Origin of the sequence: Pseudomonas sp. DE0010 (assembly GCF_007680745.1) — a bacterium.
Lineage (GTDB): Bacteria > Pseudomonadota > Gammaproteobacteria > Pseudomonadales > Pseudomonadaceae > Aquipseudomonas > Aquipseudomonas parafulva_B.
This window is the reverse complement of record NZ_VEJQ01000023.1, coordinates 54,365-79,037: the sequence shown is the minus strand read 5'-3', so window position 1 is coordinate 79,037 and position 24,673 is coordinate 54,365. Positions and strand designations below refer to the sequence as shown.

The 24,673-nt window shown below is 63.8% G+C and carries 19 protein-coding genes; 9 read left to right on the top strand and 10 right to left on the bottom strand.

The genetic code is table 11. The annotated features are described in order from the left end of the window. Positions 1-306 precede the first annotated feature (306 nt). Genes recC through recD form a run of 3 tightly spaced genes read left to right on the top strand, consistent with a single transcriptional unit; the run spans position 307 to position 9,532 of the window. Positions 307-3,786, top strand: a complete 3,480-nt coding sequence (gene recC, locus FS767_RS17260; RefSeq protein WP_144967020.1) for an exodeoxyribonuclease V subunit gamma — start codon at positions 307-309, stop codon at positions 3,784-3,786. Then, on the top strand, positions 3,783-7,460 hold the full coding sequence (gene recB / locus FS767_RS17255; RefSeq protein WP_144967019.1) for an exodeoxyribonuclease V subunit beta: 3,678 nt from the start codon (positions 3,783-3,785) through the stop codon (positions 7,458-7,460). The genes recC and recB overlap by 4 nt, the downstream gene beginning before the upstream one ends. Continuing rightward, positions 7,457-9,532 carry an exodeoxyribonuclease V subunit alpha gene (recD, locus tag FS767_RS17250; RefSeq protein WP_144967018.1) on the top strand — a complete coding sequence of 692 codons (2,076 nt, stop codon included), beginning with the start codon at positions 7,457-7,459 and terminating at the stop codon, positions 9,530-9,532. Before recB ends, recD begins: the two co-directional genes overlap by 4 nt. 12 nt (positions 9,533-9,544) lie before the next feature. Here recD and FS767_RS17245 read toward each other — a convergent pair whose 3' ends face one another. Beyond that, positions 9,545-10,507, bottom strand: a complete 963-nt coding sequence (locus tag FS767_RS17245; protein ID WP_144967017.1) for a LysR family transcriptional regulator — start codon at positions 10,505-10,507, stop codon at positions 9,545-9,547. 133 nt (positions 10,508-10,640) lie between these two features. On the opposite strand from FS767_RS17245, the gene FS767_RS17240 reads away from it, so the two are divergent. Both FS767_RS17240 and mmsB read left to right on the top strand, forming a co-directional pair. Then, the gene (locus FS767_RS17240) at positions 10,641-12,167 is read left to right on the top strand and encodes a CoA-acylating methylmalonate-semialdehyde dehydrogenase (protein WP_058604846.1); all 1,527 of its coding nucleotides are present in this window, start codon (positions 10,641-10,643) and stop codon (positions 12,165-12,167) included. A 10-nt stretch (positions 12,168-12,177) separates the two neighbouring features. Beyond that, the gene (gene mmsB / locus FS767_RS17235) at positions 12,178-13,065 is read left to right on the top strand and encodes a 3-hydroxyisobutyrate dehydrogenase (RefSeq protein ID WP_144967016.1); all 888 of its coding nucleotides are present in this window, start codon (positions 12,178-12,180) and stop codon (positions 13,063-13,065) included. Between the two features lie 61 nt (positions 13,066-13,126). Here the strand turns inward: mmsB and FS767_RS17230 are convergent, their stop codons facing one another. The 7 genes from FS767_RS17230 to FS767_RS17200 form a co-directional block, all read right to left on the bottom strand. Further along, positions 13,127-13,471, bottom strand: coding sequence for a cupin domain-containing protein (locus tag FS767_RS17230; protein WP_023534343.1), 345 nt, complete (start codon positions 13,469-13,471; stop codon positions 13,127-13,129). A gap of 155 nt (positions 13,472-13,626) precedes the next feature. Further along, positions 13,627-14,559, bottom strand: coding sequence for a phosphatidate cytidylyltransferase (locus FS767_RS17225; protein WP_058639891.1), 933 nt, complete (start codon positions 14,557-14,559; stop codon positions 13,627-13,629). A 1-nt stretch (position 14,560) separates the two neighbouring features. Then, on the bottom strand, positions 14,561-15,184 hold the full coding sequence (locus tag FS767_RS17220; RefSeq protein WP_058604849.1) for a lysophospholipid acyltransferase family protein: 624 nt from the start codon (positions 15,182-15,184) through the stop codon (positions 14,561-14,563). Between the two features lie 10 nt (positions 15,185-15,194). Further along, a complete protein-coding gene (locus tag FS767_RS17215; protein WP_144967015.1) occupies positions 15,195-15,626 on the bottom strand; it encodes a hypothetical protein in 432 nt (143 codons plus the stop codon). Beyond that, positions 15,627-17,381 carry a bifunctional alpha/beta hydrolase/class I SAM-dependent methyltransferase gene (locus FS767_RS17210; RefSeq protein ID WP_144967014.1) on the bottom strand — a complete coding sequence of 585 codons (1,755 nt, stop codon included), beginning with the start codon at positions 17,379-17,381 and terminating at the stop codon, positions 15,627-15,629. Between the two features lie 30 nt (positions 17,382-17,411). Then, the gene (locus FS767_RS17205; protein ID WP_144967013.1) at positions 17,412-18,017 is read right to left on the bottom strand and encodes a CDP-alcohol phosphatidyltransferase family protein; all 606 of its coding nucleotides are present in this window, start codon (positions 18,015-18,017) and stop codon (positions 17,412-17,414) included. A gap of 113 nt (positions 18,018-18,130) precedes the next feature. Continuing rightward, positions 18,131-19,018: a LysR substrate-binding domain-containing protein gene (locus FS767_RS17200; RefSeq protein WP_144967012.1), complete on the bottom strand. Its 888-nt coding sequence runs from the start codon at positions 19,016-19,018 to the stop codon at positions 18,131-18,133. 77 nt (positions 19,019-19,095) lie between these two features. Here FS767_RS17200 and FS767_RS17195 point away from each other — a divergent pair, with 77 nt between their 5' ends. Beyond that, positions 19,096-19,860 carry a sulfite exporter TauE/SafE family protein gene (locus FS767_RS17195; protein WP_144967011.1) on the top strand — a complete coding sequence of 255 codons (765 nt, stop codon included), beginning with the start codon at positions 19,096-19,098 and terminating at the stop codon, positions 19,858-19,860. Here FS767_RS17195 and FS767_RS17190 read toward each other — a convergent pair. Continuing rightward, complete coding sequence (locus tag FS767_RS17190; protein ID WP_144967010.1) at positions 19,850-20,164, bottom strand: putative quinol monooxygenase; 315 nt, start codon at positions 20,162-20,164, stop codon at positions 19,850-19,852. The genes FS767_RS17195 and FS767_RS17190 overlap by 11 nt on opposite strands. A 159-nt stretch (positions 20,165-20,323) precedes the next feature. Between FS767_RS17190 and FS767_RS17185 the strand changes: the two genes are divergently transcribed. The 3 genes from FS767_RS17185 to ggt all read left to right on the top strand — a co-directional run bounded on the left by FS767_RS17185 (position 20,324) and on the right by ggt (position 23,680). Next, positions 20,324-20,914: an NAD(P)H-dependent oxidoreductase gene (locus FS767_RS17185; RefSeq protein ID WP_078477999.1), complete on the top strand. Its 591-nt coding sequence runs from the start codon at positions 20,324-20,326 to the stop codon at positions 20,912-20,914. A gap of 82 nt (positions 20,915-20,996) precedes the next feature. Next, positions 20,997-21,902: a LysR family transcriptional regulator gene (locus FS767_RS17180; protein WP_144967009.1), complete on the top strand. Its 906-nt coding sequence runs from the start codon at positions 20,997-20,999 to the stop codon at positions 21,900-21,902. A 110-nt stretch (positions 21,903-22,012) separates the two neighbouring features. After that, the gene (ggt, locus tag FS767_RS17175; RefSeq protein ID WP_144967008.1) at positions 22,013-23,680 is read left to right on the top strand and encodes a gamma-glutamyltransferase; all 1,668 of its coding nucleotides are present in this window, start codon (positions 22,013-22,015) and stop codon (positions 23,678-23,680) included. Between the two features lie 179 nt (positions 23,681-23,859). Here ggt and FS767_RS23550 read toward each other — a convergent pair whose 3' ends face one another. Beyond that, a complete protein-coding gene (locus tag FS767_RS23550) occupies positions 23,860-24,564 on the bottom strand; it encodes a methyl-accepting chemotaxis protein (RefSeq protein ID WP_371921598.1) in 705 nt (234 codons plus the stop codon). Between the last annotated feature and the right edge of the window lie 109 nt (positions 24,565-24,673).

Sequence of the window (24,673 nt, the reverse complement as noted above, 5' to 3'; positions counted from 1 at the left end):
CGCCGATGGTAGTGTGGGGTTTCCCCATGTGAGAGTAGGTCATCGTCAAGATTCATTTCGCAAAACCCCTATCTGCGTATGCAGGTAGGGGTTTTGTCTTTGGGCTGAAAAAACTTACGTATCAGCGTTGGTGTCGTCAAACGAGCAACCGCCATTGAGCAGCAGGTGTAAGCACGCGACTGCTATGCCTTGGAGCATTAAATACCCCGCACCAACGCTTCCACACCTTGCTACGGCCTCGCCGCCCTTGACCCGCGCCGTGATATCGTTCCTCCTCAAGTCAACGCGCCCCAAAGAGACCTGCCGATGTCCAGTACCCACCTCCTGCCTGGCTTCATGATCGTCCATGGCAATCGTCCCGACGACCTGCGCAGCCTGGTGGTGAGCTGGATGCGCCGTTACCCCCTGGCGCCTCTAGAGAACGAAATCGCGCTGGTTCAGAGCAATGGTATCGCCCAATGGCTCAAGCTCGCCTTGGCCGAAGACCCCCTTGAAGATGACCAGGGCGGTTGTGGCATTGCCGCTGCCATCGAGATGCAGCTCCCGGGTAGTTTCATGTGGCAGTTGTACCGCACCGTGTTGGGCCGCGATCAGATACCGGAAGTGTCGCTGCTCGACAAGGCACCGCTCACCTGGCGCCTGATGCGCCTATTACCCGAACTGGTCGAGCGGCCGCACTTCGAGCCGTTGCGGCGTTTTCTCACTGACGACAGCGATCTGCGCAAACGCTATCAGCTCGCCGAGCGCCTGGCCGACCTGTTCGACCAATATCAGGTCTACCGCGCCGACTGGTTGAAAGAGTGGGCCGCAGGACGACATGTGCTCAATACTGCCCGCAGCGAACGCAAGCCATTGCCTGTGGATAACTGCTGGCAGGCAGAACTGTGGCGCGCCTTGTTGGAGGACGTAGGCGAGGAGGGCATGGCCCAAAGCCGTGCCGGTGTCCACCAGCGGTTCATGGCCTGTATCGACGACCTGAAGCAGGCCCCGGCAAACCTGCCTGCGCGGGTCATCGTGTTCGGTATCTCCTCGCTGCCGGCCCAGACGCTCGAAGCGCTGGCCGGTCTCGCCCGTTTCAGCCAGGTGCTATTATGCGTGCACAATCCTTGTCGCCATCACTGGGCCGATATCGTGGCCGACAAGGACTTGCTGCGGCACCAGTACAAGCGTCAGCAACGCCGGCCCGGCATGCCATTGGAACTCGATGACCAGTCACTGCACCAACACGCGCATCCCCTGTTGGCAGCCTGGGGCAAGCAAGGCCGCGACTACATCAATCTGCTCGACAGCTACGACGACCCAGGAAGTTACCGGGGTGTCTTCAGCGATGGACGCATCGACCTGTTCACCGAAGGCTCACCCGTAACGCTGCTCAACCAGCTACAGGACGACATCCTTCAATTGCGCCCGCTGGCCGAATCCCGTGAGCAGTGGCCGCCGGTCAACGCACGCCGCGACCGTTCGGTGCGCTTTCACGTTGCGCACAGCCCGCAACGGGAAGTCGAGATTCTCCACGATCAGTTGTTGGCTCGCTTCAGCGCAGATCCCACACTGCGTCCGCGCGACGTGATCGTCATGTTGCCCGATGTCGATAGCTACGCACCGCACATTCGGGCCGTCTTCGGCCAGGTGCAGCGTAAAGACTCTCGCTACATCCCTTTTACCTTGACCGACCAAGGCCAGCGTGGCCGCGAGCCGCTGCTGATCGCCTTGGAGCACCTGCTCAAACTTCCCGAAAGCCGCTTTGCCGTCAGCGAAGTGCTGGACCTGCTGGACGTGCCGGCAGTACGGGCTCGGTTCGGCATTCGCGAAGGCGACTTGCCCACCCTACACCGCTGGATCGAAGGGGCCGGCATTCGCTGGGGGCTCAATGCCGAGCAACGGGCCAGCCTGGGCTTGCCGGAAGGGCTCGAGCAGAACTCCTGGCGCTTTGGTTTGCGGCGGATGTTGCTGGGGTATGCCGTGGGTGTGGGTGATGCCTGCGATGGCATCGAGCCTTATGACGAGATAGGCGGGCTGGACGCTGCGCTGATTGGCCCGCTTGTCGCGTTGCTCGATGCGCTGGAAGTGGCGTGCCAAACCTTGTCATCCCCGGCCAACGCCGGCGAGTGGAGCGAACGCCTCAATGCCTTGCTGCACGTCTTCTTCCTGGCCGAGGATGAGCAGGATGAGTTCTTGCTGATCCAGTTGCAGGATCTGCGCGAATCGTGGCTGGATGTCTGCGAAACCGTGGACCTGCAAGATCCACTGCCCCTTACGGTGGTGCGCGAGGCCTGGTTGTCGGGCCTGGATCAAGGCAAATTGTCCCAGCGCTTTCTGGCAGGCTCGGTGAACTTCTGTACCCTCATGCCCATGCGGGCCATCCCGTTTCGCGTGGTCTGCCTGCTGGGCATGAACGACGGTGACTATCCTCGCGCGCAGCCACCGCTGGATTTCGACCTGATGGCCACCGACTATCGCCCAGGTGATCGTTCGCGTCGGGAAGATGATCGCTACCTGTTGCTCGAAGCCGTATTGTCGGCCCAGGACCAGCTCTACGTGAGCTGGGTGGGCCGCAGTATCCGCGACAACAGCGAGCGTCCTGCCTCGGTACTGATCGGCCAGCTTCGCGATCACATCGCTGCGGGATGGCAACTGGCCGATGCGCAAGCCGACACCAAACACGATCCGGGCCAGCAACTGCTTCACGCCCTGACCCAGGAACACCCGTTGCAGCCGTTCAGCCTGCGCTATTTCGAACAAGGCAGCGTGCTGTTCAGTTACGCGCACGAGTGGCAAGTGCTACACCAGGCCCACAGCGACGACCCTCACGACCTGTCCGAGCTGACGCCCTATCAGGATGATGAGCCGCTGACATTGAACCAGCTGGCCGATTTTCTCAGGCACCCCGTGCGGCACTTCTTCAGTCAGCGGCTCAAGGTCTACTTCGAAGCGCTCGAAGCGCCCACGCCGGACGAAGAGCCTTTCGTGCTCGACGCCTTGCAACGTTATGGCGCAAGTGAAGCATTACTCAGCGCAGCCTTGAGCGCACCCGAGGATGCCCCGCGTGCCCTGCATCAGCAAGCACGCCGCCTGCAGGCCCAGGGCCTGTTGCCCTTGGCCGGCTTTGGCGAGCTCTTGCAGCACGACCTCATCGAGCCGCTGCCTGACTTGCTGCAACGCCATGGGCAGTTGCTCGAACGCTGGCCGCGGCAGGTTGAGGGCGCACTGCCGGTGCATTTCGAGCACGGTCCTCATCGGCTGGAGGGCTGGCTGGGCCGCGTGTTCCAAGGCGATGACCAGAGCGTGCTGAGCATCACCACGGTCCCCAACACCATCAGTGCAGGGCGCAACAGCCTCAAATGGCATCGCCTCATCGCGCCATGGGTGACACACCTTGCCGCCTGCGCCGCAGGTTATGCCTATCACACTGCGCTGGTAGCCAGTGACGTGACCCTGCTACTGGCGCCAGTCGGCCAGCAAGCGGCAGCCCAGCTGTTGGGAGAACTGCTGGTGGCACGCCAGGCGGGCATGTGTGCACCGCTGCCAGTGGCGCCAAAGACGGCATTCGCCTGGCTCGCCCAGGACGAGCCGGACAAAGCCATGGCTGCCGCTGCCCGTGCTTACGAAGGCGACGAACGCACCAGTGCCGGCGAGCGCGGTGAAAGCGTTGCCCTGGCCCGGCAGTTCCGCGATTTCGCCGCGCTCACGGCCGACGAAACCTTCGAGGGATGGTGCGAGGCCTTGTACCGCCCCCTGTTCGACGCCCCCTGGCAAACCCTGGGCAATCCGGAGAAAAACGCATGACCCAGGCTCGGCCATTGGCCCTGAATTTCCCCTTGCACGGCAGTCAGCTGATCGAAGCCAGCGCGGGAACCGGCAAGACATTCACCATTTCGGCCTTGTACCTGCGCCTTATCCTCGGCCATGGTGGCGAGCAGGGTTTCGAACGGGAGCTGCTGCCGCCGCAGATTCTGGTGGTCACGTTCACCGACGCTGCCACCAAGGAGTTGCGCGAGCGTATCCGGACTCGGCTGGCCGAGGCGGCGCGGTTTTTCCGCGGCGAACTCCAAGCAGTCGACCCGTTGCTGGCGCAACTGCGTGACGATTATCCAGAGCACGCTTGGCCAAGCAGCGCCGCCCGGCTGGAAACGGCTGTGCAGTGGATGGACGAGGCTGCCGTATCGACCATTCACGGCTGGTGCCAGCGCATGCTGCGTGAACACGCATTCGATAGCGGCAGCCTGTTCACCCAGACCCTGGAAACCGACCACAGCGAACTGCTGGGGCAGGTAGTGCGCGATTACTGGCGACGTTTCTGCTACGGCATGCAAAGCCAGGCCCTGGCTTGGGTACGCAGCCATTGGGTCAGCCCTGCTGCGCTCTTGCCCCGCATTCGCCCGTTGTTTGGCAGGGTGCGTGCTGCCCACCAAGGGCCTGAGCCCGAGGCATTGATTCTTGAGGCGTTGCAGGCCCGCGACGAGCAGTTGGCCCGGCTCAAGAAGCCCTGGGCTGCCTGGGCACCGGAGCTGCGACAGCTCTGTCGCGACGCCGTGGCCGCCAAGCAGGTGGATGGCAGGAAGATGCAGGCCCGCTATTTCGAGCCCTGGTTCGACAAGTTGTGCCTGTGGTGCAGCGACGAGCAGTGCGTAGAACTTGACCTGGGCACGGGCTTCACCCGTTTGACCCCTGCGGGCCTGGCCGAGGCCTGGAAAGTCGGCGAGCCGCCAGCGCACCCTGCACTCGATGCCATGCAAACACTGCAACAGGACCTGCAGGGCCTGGCCAGCCCGGATGCAGCGCTGCTTGAGCATGCCGCCAGTTGGGTTTCGGCGCAGTTCGAAGTGGAGAAGCGGCGCCGCGCGGAAATGGGCTTTGATGACATGCTCCTGCGGTTGCAGCAGGCACTGCATAGCGAGGCAGGCGAGCGTCTGGCCGGATTGATCCGCGAGCAGTTCCCGGTGGCGATGATCGATGAATTCCAGGACACCGATCCGGTCCAGTACGGCATCTTCGAACGCATCTACCGCATCGGCGAGAACCACGGCGACACCGGCCTGTTCATGATCGGCGACCCCAAGCAGGCGATCTACGCCTTCCGCGGTGCCGATATCTACACCTACCTCGCTGCCCGGCGCGCGACTCAAGGGCGCTTGCACAGCCTGGACACCAACTACCGCTCCAGCGAAGGCATGGTCGCAGCGGTCAACCAGGTGTTCCAGCAGGCCGAGGCGCGTTCCGGCGGGCGGGGCGCCTTCCTCTTTCGGGAGGCGCACGACAACCCTCTGCCCTTCGTTGCCGTGCGCGCCCAGGGCCGCAGCGAGCAACTGATGCTCCAGGGGCAACCCTGCGCCGCACTCCAGTGCTGGCAGCTCCCAAGCGACGAGCCGGTTTCGGTGGGCGTTTACCGGCAGCAGATGGCCGCCAGTTGCGCGAGCCACATCGTGGGCCTGCTCAACGCCAGTCAACTCGGCGCGGCAGGCTTTGCGCACGCCAATGGCCAATTGCGCCCGTGCCTGCCTTCGGACATCGCCATCCTGGTGCGCGATGGCCACGATGCGCAACGCATCCGCGCGGAGCTCGCTGCCCGAGGCGTGCGCAGCGTCTACCTCTCCGACAAGGACTCGGTGTTCGCCGCCCAGGAAGCCCATGACCTGCTGGCCTGGCTCAAAGCCTGCGCAGAGCCGGACTCCGAGCGCCTGCTCAAGGCGGCGTTGGCCAGCTTGACGCTCGACCTGTCGCTGCCGGCGCTTGATCGCCTGAACCAGGACGAACGGGTGTGGGAAAGCTGGGTGATGCGGTTTCGCGCCTACCGCGACACGTGGCAGCGCCAAGGCGTGCTGCCCATGCTGCGCCAGTTGCTGCATGACTTCGAACTGCCGCGAACGCTCATTCGCCGCACGGACGGCGAGCGCGTGCTCACCAACCTGTTGCACTTGGCCGAGTTGCTCCAGCAGGCCGCAGGCGAGCTGGACGGTGAACAGGCGCTGATCCGGCACCTGGCCGATCACCTGGCCAGTTCAGGCCAGGCTGGCGAGGAGCAGATCCTGCGCCTGGAGAGTGACGAGCAACTGGTCAAGGTGGTGACCATCCACAAGTCCAAGGGCCTGGAATACCCGTTGGTGTATCTCCCGTTCATCTGCTCCAGCAAACCGGTGGACGGCAGCCGCCTGCCGCTCGCCTGGCACGACAGCCAAGGCAATGCGCACCTGACCCTGACGCCGGACGCTACGCAGATCGAGCGCGCCGATGACGAACGCTTGGCCGAAGACTTGCGCCTTTTGTATGTGGCGCTTACCCGTGCCCAGCACGCCTGCTGGCTGGGGGTGGCCGACCTCAAGCGCGGGAATCACAAGCGCTCGAACCTGCATCGCTCGGCGCTCGGCTACCTGCTGGGCGGCGGCGCTGAGCTTGCCGACTCCAAGCAACTGGCAGACTGGTTGCAAGCACTGGCCGAGACCAGCGCGCACATTACCTGCCCAGGGCTTCCGGAGGCGGACCGGGCGCCCTACCACACACCGCAGTTGCATCATCAGCTGGTTCCAGCCCGTATGCCCCGCCGCGCGGCGGCCGAACAGTGGTGGATCGCCTCTTACAGCGCCCTGCGGATCGGCGAACAGGCGCTGGGCGTCGACAGTTCCCTGGCGCAACAACTGCTCGATGATGAGCGCGTCGATACCCAGGTTCTGCGCGAGGTCCCGGCCGATAGCGGAGACATCCACCGTTTCCCGCGCGGTCCCAACCCCGGCACGTTCCTCCACGGTTTGCTGGAGTGGGCCGGGCGCGAAGGCTTTGCCCAGGTGCGCGACAACCCGCAAGCGCTGGCCCGTACCGTGGGCCAGCGCTGTAACCGGCGCGGCTGGGAGGGCTGGATACCGACGCTGACCCAGTGGCTCACAAGCCTGCTCGACACACCGATGCCAGTGGCGCAAAACGGCCTCACCGTGACCCTCAGCCAGCTCACTCGCTATCAGGTCGAGATGGAGTTCTGGTTTGCCAGTCATCAGGTCGATGCCCAGCAGCTCGACCGCCTGGTGGCCCACTACACCCATCCAGGGCTACTGCGCCCAGCCGCGCAGCCGACGCTGCTCAACGGCATGTTCAAGGGCTTCATCGACCTGGCGTTCGAGCTGGAGGGGCGCTACTACGTGACCGATTACAAGTCCAACTGGTTGGGCCCGGACATCCAGGCGTATGACCCTGCCGCGATGCAGCGAGCCATCCTCGAGCATCGTTACGACCTGCAGTACGTGCTGTACCTGTTGGCCCTGCACCGACAGCTGCGCGCCCGCCTGCCGGACTATGACTACGACCTTCATGTGGGCGGGGCCCTTTTCATTTTCCTGCGAGGGGCCAACAGCAGCGGGCATGGCATTTATCACGCCAAGCCCCCGCGCGAGCTGATCGAAACCCTCGATGTGTTGTTTCGCGGCGAGCACGCGCCTGCTGCGCATGACCTGTTTGCCGGAGACGCCCCATGAGCCGAAGCCTCCTCGACCTGCTGCCCACCCCCCTGCAAGCCGAGCACCTACTGGCCCTGGCCCCTCAACACCGCAGCAGTGACCTGCTGCAACTGCTCGATCGCTGGGTCGAACGCGGCTGGTTGCGGGCGCTGGACCGTGCTTTCGTGTCATTTCTGGAGACGCTTGCGCCGGGCAGCGACCCGCTGTTGCTGTTGGCCGCCGCCCTTGCCAGCCATCAACTGGGGCATGGGCACGTCTGCCTGGACTTGCAGCAGACCTTGGCCGAACCTGACTTCGCGCTCTCGTTACCGCCTGAGGGTGATGCGCTGACCGGCCCGCTGCTGTTGCCCTCCCAGCTGCTGGCCGGCCTTGACCTGGACGCCTGGCGCCAGCGCATTGCCGCAAGCCCGCTGGTGGCAGCCGCCGATGCGCCCGGGCAGCACACACGGCCCTTGGTCCTCAGCGGCGAACGCCTCTACCTGCGCCGCTACTGGAGTTATGAACGGCGCATCGACAGCACCCTGCGCCAACGCCTGACCCAGGCCGACGCCGTACCCCCAGACCTGGCGGCGCGTCTGGACGCCTTGTTCGAGGGCGGCAGCCTCGCAGGGCAGGTGGACTGGCAGAAGCTTGCCTGCGCCCTGGCCACGCGCGCCGGGTTCAGCATCATCACCGGTGGGCCTGGCACCGGCAAGACCACCACCGTGGTACGCCTGCTTGCCTTGCTCCAGGCCCCGGCAGTGGAAGCGGGCAGGCCGTTGCGCATCCGCCTGGCGGCGCCTACGGGCAAGGCCGCTGCTCGCCTGACCGAATCCATTGGCCAGCAAGTCGAGCGTCTGCAGGTCAGCAGCGCCGTGCGTGGCCATATCCCCACTGAAGTCAGTACCGTGCACCGCCTACTCGGCAGCCGTCCAGGCTCGCGACATTTCCGTCACAATGCCGCCAACCCGCTGCCCTTGGACGTACTGGTGGTCGATGAAGCCTCGATGATCGACCTGGAGATGATGGCCAACCTGCTCGATGCCATGCCGCCAAAGGCACGGCTGGTGCTGCTGGGTGACAAGGACCAGCTGGCCTCGGTGGAGGCCGGTGCGGTGCTGGGTGACTTGTGCCGGGATGCCGAGCAGGGCCGCTACTCCCCAGCGACCCAAGCATGGCTGGAGCATATCGGCGGGCAATCGCTGTCTGAAAGCGGTCTTGAGCCAGGTGATGAACAGCGCCACCCACTCGCTCAGCAAGTGGTCATGCTGCGCTTTTCCCGGCGCTTCGGCGAAGGCAGCGGCATCGGCCAGCTCGCTCGGTTGGTCAACCGCCAGAAAAGCCATGCGGCGCGCAACCTGCTGGCCATGCCGCCGCCCGACGTCCACAGCCTGGCCCTGAAACAGGAGCATGACCGCGCCTTCGATCGCCTGCTGCTCGACGGCCTGGACCGCGGCGCAGAAGGCCCCCAGGGCTATCGCAGCTACCTGCGTACACTGGGCAGCCAGCGTCCGGCGCTGGACACTCCCTTTGACGACCCTGCGTGGGAGCGCTGGGCTGCCAAGGTCTTGCACAGTTTCGAGGATTTCCAGCTGTTGTGCGCCGTGCGCCGCGGCGCCTGGGGCGTTGAAGGGTTGAACGAGCGCGTGGCGCGGGTGCTGCACAACGCCCGCCTGATCGACAGCCAGCAGCCTTGGTACGAGGGCCGCCCGGTGTTGGTCACGCGCAACGACTATGGGCTGGGTTTGATGAACGGCGACATCGGCATCGCCCTGTGCCTGCCGGACGAACAGGGCAAGCCATTGCTGCGCGTGGCCTTTCCCCGCAACGATGGCAAGGGTGGCGTACGCTTTGTACTGCCCAGCCGCTTGAACGAGGTGGAAACCGTGTTCGCCATGACCGTGCACAAATCCCAGGGCTCGGAGTTCGGCCATACCGCACTGGTCCTGCCCGACGCGCTCAATCCGGTGCTGACCAAGGAGCTGATCTACACCGGCATCACCCGTGCCAAGCACTGCTTCAGCCTGGTCGAACCTCGCCAGGGCATCTTCGAGGAAGCCGTGGAGCGCAAGGTTCGACGTATCTCGGGGTTGATGCTCGAGCAGGTGTGAGGGCGAGCGCCGTCAGGGCTGGGTGCAGGCCTTGGCGAAGCGCATCACCGTATCCTGCCCCATCATCAGTGGGGCATTGGCTTCGGTCACCTCGCGGATGTAGTCCCACAACAAGGTGATGCGCTTGAGTTTGCGCAGGTCTTCGCGGCAATACATCCAGAATTGCCGCGTCACCTCCACCTGATCGGGCAGCACCGTCACCAGCCGCGGGTCCTGCGCGGCCAGAAAACACGGCAGAATGGCCAGCCCCCGACCTTGAAGCGCAGCGGTGTACTGGGCAATCACGCTGGTACTGCGCAGGTGAGCCGTGGCCCCCGGGATCAGGTTGGCCAGGTACAGCAGCTCGGAGCTGAAAGCCAGGTCGTCGACATAGCTGATGAAGGGATGCCCGGCCAGGTCGGCAACGGCCTGGATCGGCGCGTGGCTGTCCAAGTAGGCCTGGGTGGCGTACAGGCGCAGCCGGTAGTCGCACAGCTTGCAGCATACATAGGGCCCGTGTTCCGGGCGTTCCAGGGCGATGACGATGTCTGCCTCGCGCTTGGACAGGCTGATGAAGTGCGGCAGCGGCAGGATATCCACTGAAATCGCCGGGTATGCATCGACGAAGTGGCTCAGCTGCGGGGTGATGAAAAAGCTGCCGAAGCCTTCGGTGCAGCCCATGCGCACATGCCCCGACAGCGCCACCCCAGAGCCTGATACCTGCTCGCACGCCATGTGCAGCGTACTCTCGATGGCCTCGGCATAACCGAGTAGGCGTTGGCCTTCTGCCGTCAGCACAAAACCGCTGGTGCGCGATTTTTCGAACAACAAGGTGCCAAGCGCGCCCTCCAGCGAAGTGATGCGCCGCGAGACGGTGGTGTAGTCCACGCTCAAGCGTTTGGCCGCACTGCTGGCCTTGCGGGTGCGGGCTACTTCAAGAAAGAACTTCAAGTCGTCCCAGTTGAGCGCACTCAGGGATGTGAGGTCTTTTTGCATGATGATCCGGAATTTTTATGCGTTCTTGTAGGATGTTTGCACATCTATACTCGAAACATGCCCTCTTACGCCACCCCGCGTTAGCGACGGCGCTGGCGATCTCGTCCTGACAATAATTCCAAGGAGAACGCAGATGAACGCACCCCAGTCACCTGACCAGACCAAGGTCGAGCAGGCCAAGCTGCTGATCGATGGCCAATGGGTGGAGTCCCGAACGAGCGAGTGGCGCGATATCGTCAACCCGGCCACCCAGGCCGTGCTGGCGCGTGTTCCGTTCGCCACCACCGAGGAGGTGGACGCCGCCGTGGCAGCGGCCCAGCGTGCCTTCTTGACCTGGCGCCATACGCCGATTGGCGCGCGCATGCGCATCATGCTCAAGCTCCAAGCGCTGATTCGTGAGCACAGCAAGCGCATTGCCCAGGTGCTGAGCGCCGAACAGGGCAAGACACTGGCCGACGCCGAGGGCGATATCTTCCGTGGCCTGGAAGTGGTCGAGCACGCGGCGTCCATCGGTACCCTGCAAATGGGCGAATTCGCCGAAAACGTGGCAGGCGGTGTCGATACCTATACCTTGCGCCAGCCGATTGGGGTGTGCGCCGGCATTACACCGTTCAACTTCCCCGCGATGATCCCGCTGTGGATGTTCCCCATGGCCATCGTCTGTGGCAATACGTTCGTGCTCAAGCCCTCCGAGCAGGACCCGTTGTCCACGCTGTTGCTGGTCGAACTGGCCGTAGAGGCCGGGGTGCCGGCCGGTGTGCTCAACGTCGTCCATGGGGGCAAGGCCGTGGTCGATGCCCTGTGCACGCACCAGGACATCAAGGCGATTTCCTTCGTCGGCTCGACCGAAGTGGGTACCCATGTCTACAACCTGGCCAGCCAGCATGGCAAGCGCGTGCAGTCGATGATGGGCGCCAAGAACCATGCCGTAGTGCTGCCGGACGCCAACCGTACGCAGACCGTGAATGCCCTTGTAGGGGCGGCCTTTGGCGCCGCGGGCCAGCGCTGCATGGCCACCTCGGTCGCGGTGCTGGTGGGCAAGGCCCGCGAATGGCTGCCGGACATCAAGCAGGCCGCGAGCAAGCTTAGCGTCAACGCTGGCTGCGAGCCGGGTACCGATGTGGGGCCGGTGGTGTCCAAGCGGGCCAAGGAGCGTGTTTTGGGCCTGATCGAGAGCGGCATCCGAGAAGGCGCCACGTTGGAGCTCGATGGCCGCGACGTCAAGGTGCCGGGCTATGAGCAAGGCAACTTCGTCGGCCCTACCTTGTTCTCGGGGGTGACCACCGACATGCAGGTCTATACCCAGGAAATCTTCGGGCCGGTGCTGGTCACGCTCGAGGTCGATACCCTCGACGAGGCCATCGCACTGGTCAACGCCAACCCGTTCGGCAACGGCACCGGTCTGTTCACCCAGAGCGGCGCGGCGGCGCGCAAGTTCCAGAGCGAGATCGACGTCGGGCAGGTGGGCATCAACATCCCGATCCCGGTGCCCGTACCGTTCTTCAGCTTCACCGGCTCGCGCGGCTCCAAGCTGGGAGACCTGGGGCCGTACGGCAAGCAGGTGGTGCAGTTCTACACCCAGACCAAGACGGTTACCGCCCGTTGGTTCGATGACGACAGTATCAATGACGGCGTGAACACCACCATCAGCCTGCGCTAAGGAGCACGACATGCGTATCGCATTCATTGGCTTGGGCAACATGGGCGCCCCCATGGCCCGCAACCTGATCAAGGCCGGTCACCACCTTGCCCTGTTCGACCTGAACAAGGAGGTACTGGCAGAACTCGGCGCCCTGGGTGGGCAGGTCAGCGCCTCACCACGCGAGGCGGTGGCCGAAAGTGACCTGGTCATCACCATGTTGCCGGCCGCCGCGCACGTGCGCAGCGTCTACCTCGATGACGATGGGGTACTGGCCGGGATCCGAGCTGGCACACCTACCGTCGATTGCAGCACCATCGACCCGCAAACCGCCCGCGAGGTGTCCAAGGCGGCGGCCGCCAAGGGCGTGGACATGGGCGATGCACCGGTCTCAGGGGGCACGGGTGGGGCGGCGGCCGGTACGCTGACGTTCATGGTCGGGGCCAGCGACGCACTGTTCGCAGCGCTCAAGCCGGTGCTCGCGCACATGGGCCGCAACATCGTGCACTGCGGCGAAGTGGGGACGGGGCAGATCGCCAAGATCTGCAACAACCTGCTGCTGGGCATTTCGATGATCGGTGTGTCCGAGGCCATGGCGCTGGGCAATGCCTTGGGTATCGACACCCAAGTGCTGGCAGGCATCATCAACAGCTCCACCGGACGCTGCTGGAGCTCCGACACCTATAATCCCTGGCCTGGCGTGATCGACACGGCGCCGTCCTCGCGTGGCTATACCGGCGGCTTCGGCGCCGAATTGATGCTCAAGGACCTGGGGCTGGCCACTGAAGCTGCGCGTCAGGCCCGCCAGCCTGTGATCCTTGGCGCCGTTGCGCAACAGCTGTACCAGGCCATGAGCCTGCGCGGGGAGGGGGGCAAGGACTTCTCGGCCATCATCGAGGCCTACCGCAAGCCAGAGTGAGCAAAGGGGGCACGTGATCAACGTGCAGGGGGCGGCTCATTGCGCCCCCTGCGCCTGCGAATCAGGCGAAGACGAAGTACTTGCGCACCGTCTCGACCACCTCCCAGGTGCCCTTCATTCCTGGCTCGATCACGAACACGTCACCTGCCTTGAGGTGTTTTGGTTCCTCGCCTTCCGGGGTGACGATGCAGTAGCCATCGAGGAAGTGGCAGTATTCCCACTTGTCATAGTTGACTTCGAACTTGCCTGGGGTGCAGATCCAGGTGCCCATGATCTTGCTGCCGTCGGCTGACAGATAGGCGTTCAGGTTCACGGTGTGCGGGTCGCCGCCGATGCGTTTCCACTTGGTAGCGTCCACGACCGGGGTGGGGCAGGTTTCACGCAGCACGGTGATGAAATCGGACATGGCACAACTCCTGTGACTGGTTGAATGACCCGTCACCATAGGTGTTGAAGCGCCCGTGCAGTTGCCTGAAGTCGACGTCCAGGTGCCTGGTCGCGCTGTTCATGCAGATTCAGCTCAGGCTACAGGCTAGTTCGCTACCAGGCCTTGGCGCCGCTTCAAGCCCACCAGTAACGCACGAAGTGGAAAAACACCGGTGCAGCGAAGCAGACCGAGTCGATGCGGTCGAGCATGCCGCCATGGCCTTCGATCATGTGCCCCCAGTCCTTCACACCACGGTCGCGCTTGATCGCCGACATCACCAGCCCACCAAAGAAGCCCATGGCATTGACCGCCAGGGCCATCAGGGCAGCCTGCCAGAAGCTGAACGGCGTGATCCAGCACAGCAGCGCGCCGATCAGCGTGGCCAGTGCCACGCCGCCCACCAGGCCCTCGAGGGTTTTGGAAGGCGAGAGGTTTGGCGCCACCTTGCGCTTGCCAAACAGCTTGCCGCACACGTACTGCAGCACATCACTGAGCTGCACCACCACGATCAGCCAGGCGATAAGCAGCAGGTTGCGCCCTTCAAAACCGGGAATCTCCAGGGTCATCAGCGCCGGTACCGCCGACACGCAATACACCGCGATCATCAAGCCCCACTGCACCTTGGAAGCCCGCTCCAGAAAGCGCGTGGTGTCGCCCCCCAGGCTGGCCAGGATCGGCAGCAACAGGAACAGGTAGACCGGAATGAAGATGCTGAACAGGCCATACCAGTCCATGGCGATCAGCACGTACTGGACGGGCAGCGCAATGTAGAACGCCGCTGCCAGGGCGGGGTAGTCACTGCGCCGGGTGGGCGTGAGGGTCATGAATTCGCGCAAGGCGTAGAACGACACGCCGTAGAACAACACGATCACGCCGTATTTGCCGAAGACGAAGGCGATGCCGATCACCAGCACCATGACCCACCAGGCATTGATGCGGGCGTTGAGGTTGTCGATCACCGCATGGGGCCCGGGGCCTGCGCGCCATTTCAGGACACGGCCGATCACACTGGCGAGCAGCAGCAGGGCGCCGATGCCGGCGAACAGCGCGAAGGTATTGTCGTGCATGTCAAACGTCCTTGGGTGCTAGATCGAGCAGGGCCTGGCCAGCCCGCTCCAGAAAGGCTTGCTTGCTTTCGTCGGCCTGCAGGTGCAAGGGTTCGCCGAAACTCAGGGTGCATAGCAACGGCAACGGCAAGGCGCGTCCCTTGGGCATCACCCGATTGAGGTTGGCGATCCACACCGGCACCAGTTCGACCTGTGGGTGGGCCGCCGCCAGGTGATACAGGCCACTTCGCAACGGCAATAATGGCTCATCGCTGAGGTTGCGTGTGCCTTCGGGAAAGAAGATCAGCGAGTCGCCCTGGGCCACGGCATCGAGCACCGGTTGCAAGGGGTGACCCTGGCCTTCGTCGCGTTGTCGCTGGATCAGCACGCCGTTGAACACCTTGCGGATGAGAAAATCGCGAATACCCGGCTTGGCCCAGTAGTCGGCGCCAGCTACCGGCCGAGTGCGACGCCGCAGCGTCTGGGGCAGCGATGCCCACAGCAGGACGAAATCGCCGTGGCTGCTGTGGTTGGCAAAGTACAGGCGCTGCACCGGAAGAGGTGTGCACCCCAGCCAGAGGGCTCGCGCCCCGGTAATCAGGCGTGCGGCCGAAGTGATCAGGTAGGCGGTGAGGTTGGCGAGCATGGAGCGTTCATCATCCTTTGATAGACAGTATCAGCAGGGTAGCCAAGGCCACCGTGAGTTGCAGGCCCAGGCACAGGGCCTGGCGACGCAGCAGGCCGAGCGCAGCCCGGCTGCGGACCGGCCAGGTACGCGCATCGGTCGGCTGCGGCTTGAGCCCATGGTCGAACAACGCGCGGTCCAGCGCCTGCGTGTCTGCCGCCAGGTCCTGGCTTTGGGCCAGGTGCGCGAACAGCTCGGCATCGAGCGCAACGCGAATGGCCCAGTACTTGTGCAGCATGCCCAGGCCAATGAGCAGCAGGCACGGCACAACCGACCAGGGCGACAGCGCCGCGCCAAGCAACGGTGCCAGGCCGAACCCGAGCGCAAGCAGGGTCATGCCGTCCGAGAGCCCTGCCAGTTGCCGGCCCCGTCGCAGCAGGCTGGCGACCAACACAAGGTCCACTCAGCGCACCCGTTGAGCGAGGCTGACACTGAAAATTCCCCACTCGTCGATGCGTTGGGTCACTTTGCGAAAGCCCGCTGCCTCAACCAGCTGGTCCATTTCTGCCTGGCTGCGGCGACGCATCACCCAAGCCTGGCCACCCCGGTGGCTGGTCAAGGCGCGCGCAATCATCTCCAGTTGCGGATGCCACGGTTGACCGGTGTAGACCAGGTAACTGCCATCCTCCATCGCCTGGGCCAGGCCAGCCAATGATTGGCTCACCAGGGTGTTGCTGGCGAACAGTTCGTACAGGCCTGACACCACTGCCAGCGTCGGAGCCTGTTCCAGCGTCGCCAGGCTATGACGGTCGAAGGCATCGCCCTGAACGAAACGGGCAATGTCACTCAGGCCCTTTTCCTGGATCAGTGCGGCGCCTTGTTGCACGTTGAGCGGGCTGTAGTCGCGCAGCAGGATTGACTCAGGGCGCTGATCGACCTGTTGCAGGGCTTCGAGAATGTAGCGGCCATGGCCGGCTGCGATATCCACGATGTGCACCGGGCGGCCGGCATCGCGCAGACGATCCATGGCCAGGCGCAGCAGCGCTTCGACATGCACCTTGCGCTGGCGAATGCCACGCCAACCGATGGCATTGAGGTAGTTCTGGTCGACCAGGCGGCCCAGCCCGCCTTTACCCGCGGGCTGGTTACGGTACACATAATCCAGTGTGCTGCCCGAATCGAAACCCGTGTCGAAGCCAAGCCGCACGCCGTCCGCTACCTTGCTGCCCAAGCGCAGCCCGGCACGGGTGGCGCGCCAGTAAAGCCCGCGCAGCGAGTGGCGGGGCAAGGGCGCGGCCAGGCTCTCGGCCTCGGCGCAACTGGCGCCGGTCTTGTCCGCATCGAGCAGCGAACGCCGTTCGACCGGGCAGGCGAAGCAGTGCTCGACGAATCGCTCGATACGGCGTAAGGCGTGTGCCCGCTCGCGCTCGCCCAGGGTGTCGTGGAAGAACCCTGGCAGCACATGCATCTCCTTGCGCGCACTGCCCAGACGGTCGAAGAAGCGCTGCTGAGGTGCGCGCTCGACCACCAGGTCTGCACCGGAGACCAGCAGCTGCGTGGGCAGCTGGATTGCCTGGGCGTCGGCCACCACCCGGTCGGCGGCTTCATACAGGCCTAGCAGCATGGTCACCGAAATGGGCCGGCTGATCAGCGGGTCTGCCTTGTACGACATGACCCGTTCCGGGTCATGGGTCAGCAGTTGTGGCTTGACGTAGCTGTTGACGAAGAAATTGCCGCGCAAGGCCTTGAGCAGCTTCAAGCCAGGGCGTGCAAAAGGTACGTACAGCTTGACCTTGAACGCCGGAGACGCCAGCACCAGGCAACGTACCTTGGGTGCGTAGTCATGGGCCCAGGTGGCCACCAGCACCGCGCCGACACTTTGCGCCAGCACCACCAGGTCCTGTTCGGCCAGCCCGTGGCGGGCCTGAATGTGCTCGATGAACGTCTGCACATCGCGCACGCTGGTCGCAAAGCCTGGGCTGTCCCCGCGTGCGCCGGGCGACAGGCCGTGGCCGCGGGCATCCCAGGCAAAAAAGTCATAGCCCGGCATGGCCAGCTCATCGGCCAGGTGGGCCATTCGCCCGCCGTGTTCATGGCCGCGGTGGAACATCACCACCGCCCGACGCGGCTGGTGTTCGTTGCGCGTGGCAGGCCAATGACGGTAGTGCAGCTCGACACCGTCATGGGTTGAAAAATACAGGCTTTGCGCTTGGCGCATGGTCGATATCCTTATGCGACGGGCGAAGACTCAGCGGGTTTCAGCCAGCCCACGACGCACCCGGTTGTAGAGGGTATAGAGGCAGAGCGCCAGGACCACAAGCAGCAATCCATTGATCCAGGTGCCGTCAAGCAAACCCAGGGCGACACCGGTACCCAGTACGCCGAAGGCGAAGGCGCGGTCGCTCTTGCCCATGGGCCCGTCGTAACGGCGCGAGGCACCTGCCAAGGGGCCCATTACGCCCGCGTATTCGCTGACCGTCGCCAGCAGCACCACCATCACCACCAGCGCCGGCCGCACGCCCACCAAGAGCGCGAACGGCAGGTACAAGGCGGCATCGGCGATCACGTCGCACAGTTCGTTCAGATAGGCGCCGAGGGTGGATTGCTGGCCAAATTCGCGCGCCAGCATGCCGTCGATGGCATTGAGGGCCATGCGCAGCAGCATCCATATTGGCACCAGGATGAACAACCCCTGGAGATGGGGCAGGGCCGCCAACAGCAGCCCCAGCGCAACGGAGATGAAGGCAGCGGCGAGCGTGACTTGGTTGGCCGTGATGCCCCTGTCATACAGGCGCTGCACCAGAGGCCGCAGCAGGGCCTGGAAACGGGGTTTGAGCTGGTAGATCGATGCCACTGGCAAGTCCTTTTTGGTGGGGCGTTGTCGCGCATTCTGGTGCAGTCCTGGTGGCCGGTAAAGCCGCAGGTACCGGCGCTCTTGCCACTGACATGACTGCGCTGCAAGAAGTTTCAGGTCCGCTCGGTGAATACCCCCACCAATGCCGCTGCATAGCCTGGCAGGGCCGCGAAGTCGCGCGCGCACAACAGCAACCTCCGGTTAGCCCAGGGTTCCTGCAGTGCCATGGCCCGCAGCGGCAACACCCCTTGCCAGCGCTGCACCGCCGCCAGGGGTACGACGCCGACGCCGGCACCGCCTGCGACCATGCGCAACACACCCTCCAAGCCCTCGGCACGGACCCTGACGCGCATGCGCTGGCCTGCACGCAGCGCCTGCTCCTCCAGGTAAAGGGCCAGGGCACTGGCCGGCCCGAGACCGACATGACCATGGGCCAGGCTGTCGACGAAGCGCGGCGTGGGAAGGTTGGCGAGCGGGTGATCCGTCGGCGTCACCAGTACCAAAGGGTCGTCGCGAAAGGGTCGTGTCTGTAGATGCTCGCTAGGGGCTGCGCTGGAGATGATACCCAGGTCGGCCATGCCCTGGGTGATGGCCTGCACGATGCGCAGGCTCGGGTGCTCCTGCACATCCACGCTCATCCCTGGGTTCTGGGCCAGGTAGGCCGCCAGCAGTTCGGGCAGGTATTGGGTCAGGGCCGCGGTGTTGCATAGCAAGCGCACCTGGCCTTGATGCCCTTGGGCGTACTGACCCAGGTCGAATTGCAAACGCTCGACTTGTTGCGCGATGAGCCGGGCATGTTGCAGCAAGGCCTGCCCTGCAGGCGTGGGGCAGACACCCCGGCGATTGCGCAGCAAGAGTGCAACGCCCAGGGACGCTTCCATGGCACGAATCCGGGCACTGGCTGCCGGCAGTGAAAGGTGGCTGCGCCCAGCGCCGGCGGTGATATTGCCGCACTCGACGGTGTGCCGGAAAAGCGTCAGGTCAACGAGGTCAAAATGCATGAGGCTCTGTCTGGGCAATAGGCTGACCACGAATATGACAGATGTTCAGCACGTCATGCATTCGCCATGATGGGCACATGATGACCTTCACAGCGTTTTACCAAGACCTTGGCCCACTGTTGACTGCGCTGGTGTTTGCCACCTTTCTTCTGGCAGGTGCCGTCAAAGGCGTGATCGGGCTGGGCCTACCGACCGTGGCCATGGGGCTGCTGGGCCTGGCTATGCCACCTGCGCAGGCTGCTGCGTTGCTGATCGTCCCCTCCACGGTGACCAACCTCTGGCAACTGGCAGCAGGGGGGCATTTGCAGGCGTTGCTGCGCAGGCTGGGCCCGATGCTGGCCATGATTTTCATCGGCACCTTGCTGGGCAGTATGTGGCTGGGCATCAGCAGTGGCCCCTGGGCCGCGCATGCACTGGGGGGCGCACTGATGCTCTATGCCGTTTACGGGCTGGCTGGGCCGGCCTTGCGCGTTGCGCGGAAACGGGAAGGGTGGCTAGGCCCTGTCTGCGGCCTGGCTACCGGTGTGATCAGTGCGGCCACAGGCGTGTTCGTGCTGCCGGCAGTGCCTTACCTGCAAAGCCTTGGGCTTAACCGTGACGAGATGATTCAGGCCCTTGGGCTGGCATTTACGGTGTCCACCCTGGCGCTGGCCGTTGGCCTTGCCGGGCAGGGCGTACTCGGCGGTCCGGCGCTGGGTGCCTCTTTACTGGTGGTAGTGCCCGCCCTGCTTGGCATGCAGGCGGGCCAGTGGCTGCGTCGACGCGTCAGCGCACAGGTGTTTCGCCGCTGTTTCTTCGTGGGCCTGATGCTGCTGGGCGTGCATTTGCTGATCAACGGTTAGCGGATGAGCCGCTGAGCATGTCGACCCGTTGGATTTCGAAGTCGCGCTCCAGATAATCCATGCGCCGGTCGAAAAAAGCGGCCATGTGCGGCAGGGCCGAGTGCACATCCAGTGCCGCCTTGTCCGCCCACACTTCGAAGAACACGAACAGGCTCGGGTCCTGCTGATCGCGCAGCATGTGGTATTCGATACAGCCGGGTTCGCGGCGGCTGGGCTCGACATAGGGCCGGAACAGTTGCTCGAAGGCTTCTGCCATTTCCGGGCGTGTCTTGGCTTTGAGAATGAAGGCGTACTGCTTGTTCATGACGTTCTCCTGCTTCGGGAGTGCTAGAGATTAAAGCAATAATCCCTGTCGATTCGTGATCTTGAGGCAAATGTATTTTGCCGTTGATTGGCTGTTTCCCAACCGGGCCCGACTTTAACCTGCTTGCCTGCAATCAGTGTCCAGGTCCGGGAGGCCCCTATGAAAAACATCCTGCTACTCAACGGCGGCAAACAGTTTGCCCATTCCGCCGGGCAGCTCAATACCACCCTGCACGAGGCCGCACTGGCGCACCTTGACCGTGCAGGTTTCGACGTACGTCAGACCTTTATCGACGGGGGCTATGACGTGCAGGAGGAGGTGGAGAAATTCCTCTGGGCTGACGTGGTGATCTACCAGATGCCAGGCTGGTGGATGGGCGCCCCCTGGACCGTCAAGAAGTACCTCGATGAGGTCTTTACTGCCGGGCATGGCAGCTTGTATGCCAGTGATGGTCGTACTCGCTCGGATCACACGCAAAAATACGGCAGTGGCGGGCTCATTCAAGGCAAGCAGTACATGCTGTCGCTCACGTGGAATGCTCCGCAGCAAGCGTTCGACGAGGCTGACGACTTCTTCGAGGGCAAAGGTGTGGATGCGGTGTACTTCCCTTTCCACAAGGCGCAGCAGTTCCTGGGCATGAGCGGCTTGCCGACCTTCCTTGCCACCGACGTCATGAAGCGCCCGGATGTCCCGGCCGCGTTGGCGGCCTACCAAGCGCACCTGGACCGCGTGTTTGGCAAGGCTCAGTAGGCTTCTACCCTGAGGGCATCGCTGGACTTCCCTTGCGCAAGCGGCTATCTAGACCCAGGCAACTCTATTCACAGGTCTTGATGTGAAAACTCGATCCGAAGAACTCCAGGTGTTCGTCGCCGTGATCGACGCTGGGTCGATCTCTGCAGCGGCCGCGCAAATGGGCCAGACGCCCTCGGCAGTCAGCCGAACCCTGGCGCGCCTGGAGGCCAAGCTGGGCACCACGCTGGTCAACCGCACCACCCGGCGCATGGACCTGACCGAGGAAGGACGGTTCTTTCTCGAACAGGCAAGGCAGGTGCTGCGGCAGATGGACGAGCTGGAAGAGCGCCTGGCGATGAACCGGCAGACGCCCACCGGTCGCCTGCGGGTCAACGCGGCCACGCCATTCATGCTTCACGCCATCGTGCCCTGGATAGGCGAGTTCCGGCAGCAGTACCCCGGCATCGAGTTGGCGCTCAACACCGACGACCTGATCATCGACCTGCTTGAGCACAGTACCGACGTGGCCATCCGCATCGGCGAGCTGGCCGATTCCAGCCTGCACGCGCGCAACCTGGGTTGCAGCCCGGTGCAGGTACTCGCCAGCCCGGCTTATCTGAGGCGTCACGGCACACCGCAGCGGGTCGAGGATCTGGCCGATCACTGCCTGCTTGGCTTCAGCCAACCCGAGACGCTGAACCAATGGCCTCTGCGCCATGCTCAGGGCGAGCACTGGACCATTCGGCCCACGCTGGTCGCGTCCAGCGGCGAGACGCTGCGCCAGCTGGCGCTGGCCGGGGAGGGTATCGTCAGCCTGTCGCACTTCATGACCCACGAAGACATTCGCAGCGGCCGCCTTCAGGTCGTGCTGCCCCAGGCCAACAACGGCCACCGTCAGCCCATCCATGCGGTGTACTACCGCAATACCCAACTGGCCCTGCGCATTCAATGCTTCCTGGATTTCATCCAGCGCAAGTTGGCGATCTACGCCTGTTCAGTTGCCTGAACGCGACATCTGCTGCCTAGGGGCGGCGCGTTCTGGACGGTGAGATTGCACAGGCCTGACGCTTGGGTCTTACTGAAGGTCCCACAAGAACAACACCCAAGGAATGTGTCATGCGTAGCGTCCCTTTCCAGTACCTGGCTCTGGCAGCCGCGCTGTTGGGCAGCTCATCGGTGTACGCCGTTGCCCTGAAGGGCGGGGCTGTGGCCGCGCCTGATCAGTACGGCGCCCAGGTAGCCGCCGATATCCTGAAAAAAGGCGGCAACGCGGTCGATGCCGCGGTAGCCACCGCATTCACGCTGGCAGTCACTTACCCCGAGGCCGGCAACATTGGCGGTGGTGGTTTCATGACGTTGTTCGTGGACGGCAAGCCCTATTTCCTCGACTACCGTGAAGTGGCGCCCAAGGCGGCCACGCGCAACATGTACCTGGATGACAAGGGCGAAGTGATCGAGAACCTGAGCCTGGTGGGGGCCCGTGCTGCGGGCGTACCAGGCACGGTGATGGGCTTGTGGGAGGCCCATCGCAAGTTCGGCAAGCTGCCATGGAGCGAGCTGCTGACACCGGCCATCGGCTACGCCAAAAACGGCTTCAAGGTCGCGGACAAGCAGTATCAGTACCGCAACGATGCCCAGGGCATGTTCAAGACCGCCACCAACTTCAACGACTACTTCGGCAGCATGAAGGTCGGTGAGCTGTTCAAACAACCCGAGATGGCCCAGACCCTCGAGCGCATCGCCGACAAGGGCGTGAGTGAATTCTACCAAGGCAAGACCGCCGACCTGCTGGTGGCGCAGATGCAGGCCGACAAGGGGCTGATCACCAAGCAGGACCTGAAGGACTACAAGGCCGTGTGGCGCGAGCCAATGGCCGTCAGCTGGCGCGGCAATGTGGTGTACACCGCGCCTCCGCCCAGTTCCGGTGGCGTTGCCCTGGCCCAGCTGCTGGGCATCAAGGAGGACCGTGCCGCCGATTTCAAGGGGGTGGCGCACAACTCTGCGCAGTACATCCACCTGTTGGCCGAGATTGAAAAGCGCGTCTTCGCCGATCGGGCCGACTACCTTGGCGACCCGGCTTTCACAAAAGTGCCCGTGGACCAGTTGGTGGCCAAGGATTACCTGGCCAAGCGCGCAGCGCAGGTCAATCCCAAGGCCATTTCCGCTACCGATCAGGTCAAGCCGGGGCTGGAGCCGCACCAGACCACGCATTTCTCCATCGTGGACAAGGCCGGCAATGCGGTCAGCAATACCTACACGCTCAACCTCGACTATGGCAGTGGCGTGGTGGTCAAGGGGGCCGGGTTCCTGCTCAATGACGAGATGGACGACTTTAGCGCCAAGCCAGGTGCAGCCAATGCGTTCGGCGTGATCGGTGGCGATGCCAATGCCATCGAGCCGGGCAAGCGCATGCTGTCTTCCATGAGCCCCAGCCTCATGACCCGTGACGGCAAGGTGGAGCTGGTGATCGGCACGCCGGGTGGGTCGCGTATTTTCACCTCGATTTTCCAGGTGATGAACAACCTGTACGACTACGGCATGCCGCTGGACAAGGCAGTGGCTGCGCAGCGGGTGCACCACCAGTTGCTGCCCAAGGACACGATCTATTTCGACAGCTATGCGCCGTTGACCGGGCAGGTGGCCGCTGATCTGAAAAAGATGGGTTACGTGCTGGAGGACCAAGGCTGGGAGATGGGCGACATCCAGGCCATCCGGGTCAATGGACAGACGCTTGAGACTGCGTCCGACCCGCGTGGTCGTGGGGTAGGGATGGTAGTGAAGTGAAAGGGCTGATGGCGCGCCGCTCGCTGGCGCGCCGGAGTGCTGACATTCAGCCGACGGCTGGGGACCGCAACAACAGCTGAGGCCGCAAAGCGGCCCCAGGTATCCAGCCACACGACAGACTGCACAAACTGCTGCGTCCCCTCTGCTACGGCCCACCCCGTCCAACCTACTGCTTCAGGTCAAACCCGGAACCGGCTGACCAGCATCTGCAACTCACCCCCAAGCCGCGCCAGCTCAACGCTCGACGCCGCCGTCTCGTCGCTGGCCGAGGCCGTCTGCTCCGACACATCGCGCACATTCAGGATGCTGCGGCTGATCTCTTCGGCCACCGCGCTCTGCTGCTCGGCCGCAGCGGCAATCTGCTGGTTCATCGACTGGATGCTCGACACGGTGCCTGTGATGTTCTCCAGCGACTCACCAGCCTTGCGCGCCAGTTCGACGCTGCTGTCGGTCAAGGCGCGGCTGCCCTGCATGGCATTGGCCACCTGCTGGGTGCCATGCTGCAGGCTGGCGATCAGCTCCTCGATTTCCTCGGTCGACTTCTGCGTACGCTGTGCCAGCCCGCGCACTTCGTCTGCCACCACGGCAAAACCGCGCCCGGCTTCACCCGCACGCGCCGCCTCGATGGCCGCGTTGAGGGCTAGCAGGTTGGTCTGCTCGGCCACCGACTTGATCACGTCCATGACGCTGCCGATCTTCTGGCTTTCCTGCTGCAACGCGGTCATGGCCTCGGTGGAGCGGTGCATGTCCTGCGCCAGGCGCTCGATCTGGCTGATTGCCTCGCCCACCACCCGATCCCCGGCCCGCGCTTCGCCGTCGGCACCTGTGGCCGCCTGCGAAGCCTGTTCGGCATTGCGCGCCACTTCCTGAACCGTGGCGGCCATCTCGTGCATCGCCGTAGCCACTTGGTCGGTTTCGACTTTCTGGCTGTTGGCACCGGCACTGGTCTGTTCGGTCACGGCTGACAGCTCCTCGGCAGCGCTGGCGATCTGG

Excerpts from the sequence above, each read along its gene's own strand:
- ggt (WP_144967008.1), top strand. The coding sequence starts at position 22,013 with ATGCGTAGCGTCCCTTTCCAGTACCTGGCTCTGGCAGCCGCGCTGTTG.
- recD (WP_144967018.1), top strand. The coding sequence starts at position 7,457 with ATGAGCCGAAGCCTCCTCGACCTGCTGCCCACCCCCCTGCAAGCCGAG.
- FS767_RS17245 (WP_144967017.1), bottom strand. The coding sequence starts at position 10,507 with ATGCAAAAAGACCTCACATCCCTGAGTGCGCTCAACTGGGACGACTTG.
- FS767_RS17200 (WP_144967012.1), bottom strand. The coding sequence starts at position 19,018 with ATGCATTTTGACCTCGTTGACCTGACGCTTTTCCGGCACACCGTCGAG.
- FS767_RS17240 (WP_058604846.1), top strand. The coding sequence starts at position 10,641 with ATGAACGCACCCCAGTCACCTGACCAGACCAAGGTCGAGCAGGCCAAG.
- FS767_RS17225 (WP_058639891.1), bottom strand. The coding sequence starts at position 14,559 with ATGCACGACAATACCTTCGCGCTGTTCGCCGGCATCGGCGCCCTGCTG.
- FS767_RS17185 (WP_078477999.1), top strand. The coding sequence starts at position 20,324 with ATGAAAAACATCCTGCTACTCAACGGCGGCAAACAGTTTGCCCATTCC.
- FS767_RS17210 (WP_144967014.1), bottom strand. The coding sequence starts at position 17,381 with ATGCGCCAAGCGCAAAGCCTGTATTTTTCAACCCATGACGGTGTCGAG.
- FS767_RS23550 (WP_371921598.1), bottom strand. The coding sequence starts at position 24,564 with ATGGCCGCCACGGTTCAGGAAGTGGCGCGCAATGCCGAACAGGCTTCG.
- FS767_RS17230 (WP_023534343.1), bottom strand. The coding sequence starts at position 13,471 with ATGTCCGATTTCATCACCGTGCTGCGTGAAACCTGCCCCACCCCGGTC.
- recB (WP_144967019.1), top strand. The coding sequence starts at position 3,783 with ATGACCCAGGCTCGGCCATTGGCCCTGAATTTCCCCTTGCACGGCAGT.
- FS767_RS17220 (WP_058604849.1), bottom strand. The coding sequence starts at position 15,184 with ATGCTCGCCAACCTCACCGCCTACCTGATCACTTCGGCCGCACGCCTG.
- recC (WP_144967020.1), top strand. The coding sequence starts at position 307 with ATGTCCAGTACCCACCTCCTGCCTGGCTTCATGATCGTCCATGGCAAT.
- FS767_RS17190 (WP_144967010.1), bottom strand. The coding sequence starts at position 20,164 with ATGAACAAGCAGTACGCCTTCATTCTCAAAGCCAAGACACGCCCGGAA.
- FS767_RS17195 (WP_144967011.1), top strand. The coding sequence starts at position 19,096 with ATGATGACCTTCACAGCGTTTTACCAAGACCTTGGCCCACTGTTGACT.
- mmsB (WP_144967016.1), top strand. The coding sequence starts at position 12,178 with ATGCGTATCGCATTCATTGGCTTGGGCAACATGGGCGCCCCCATGGCC.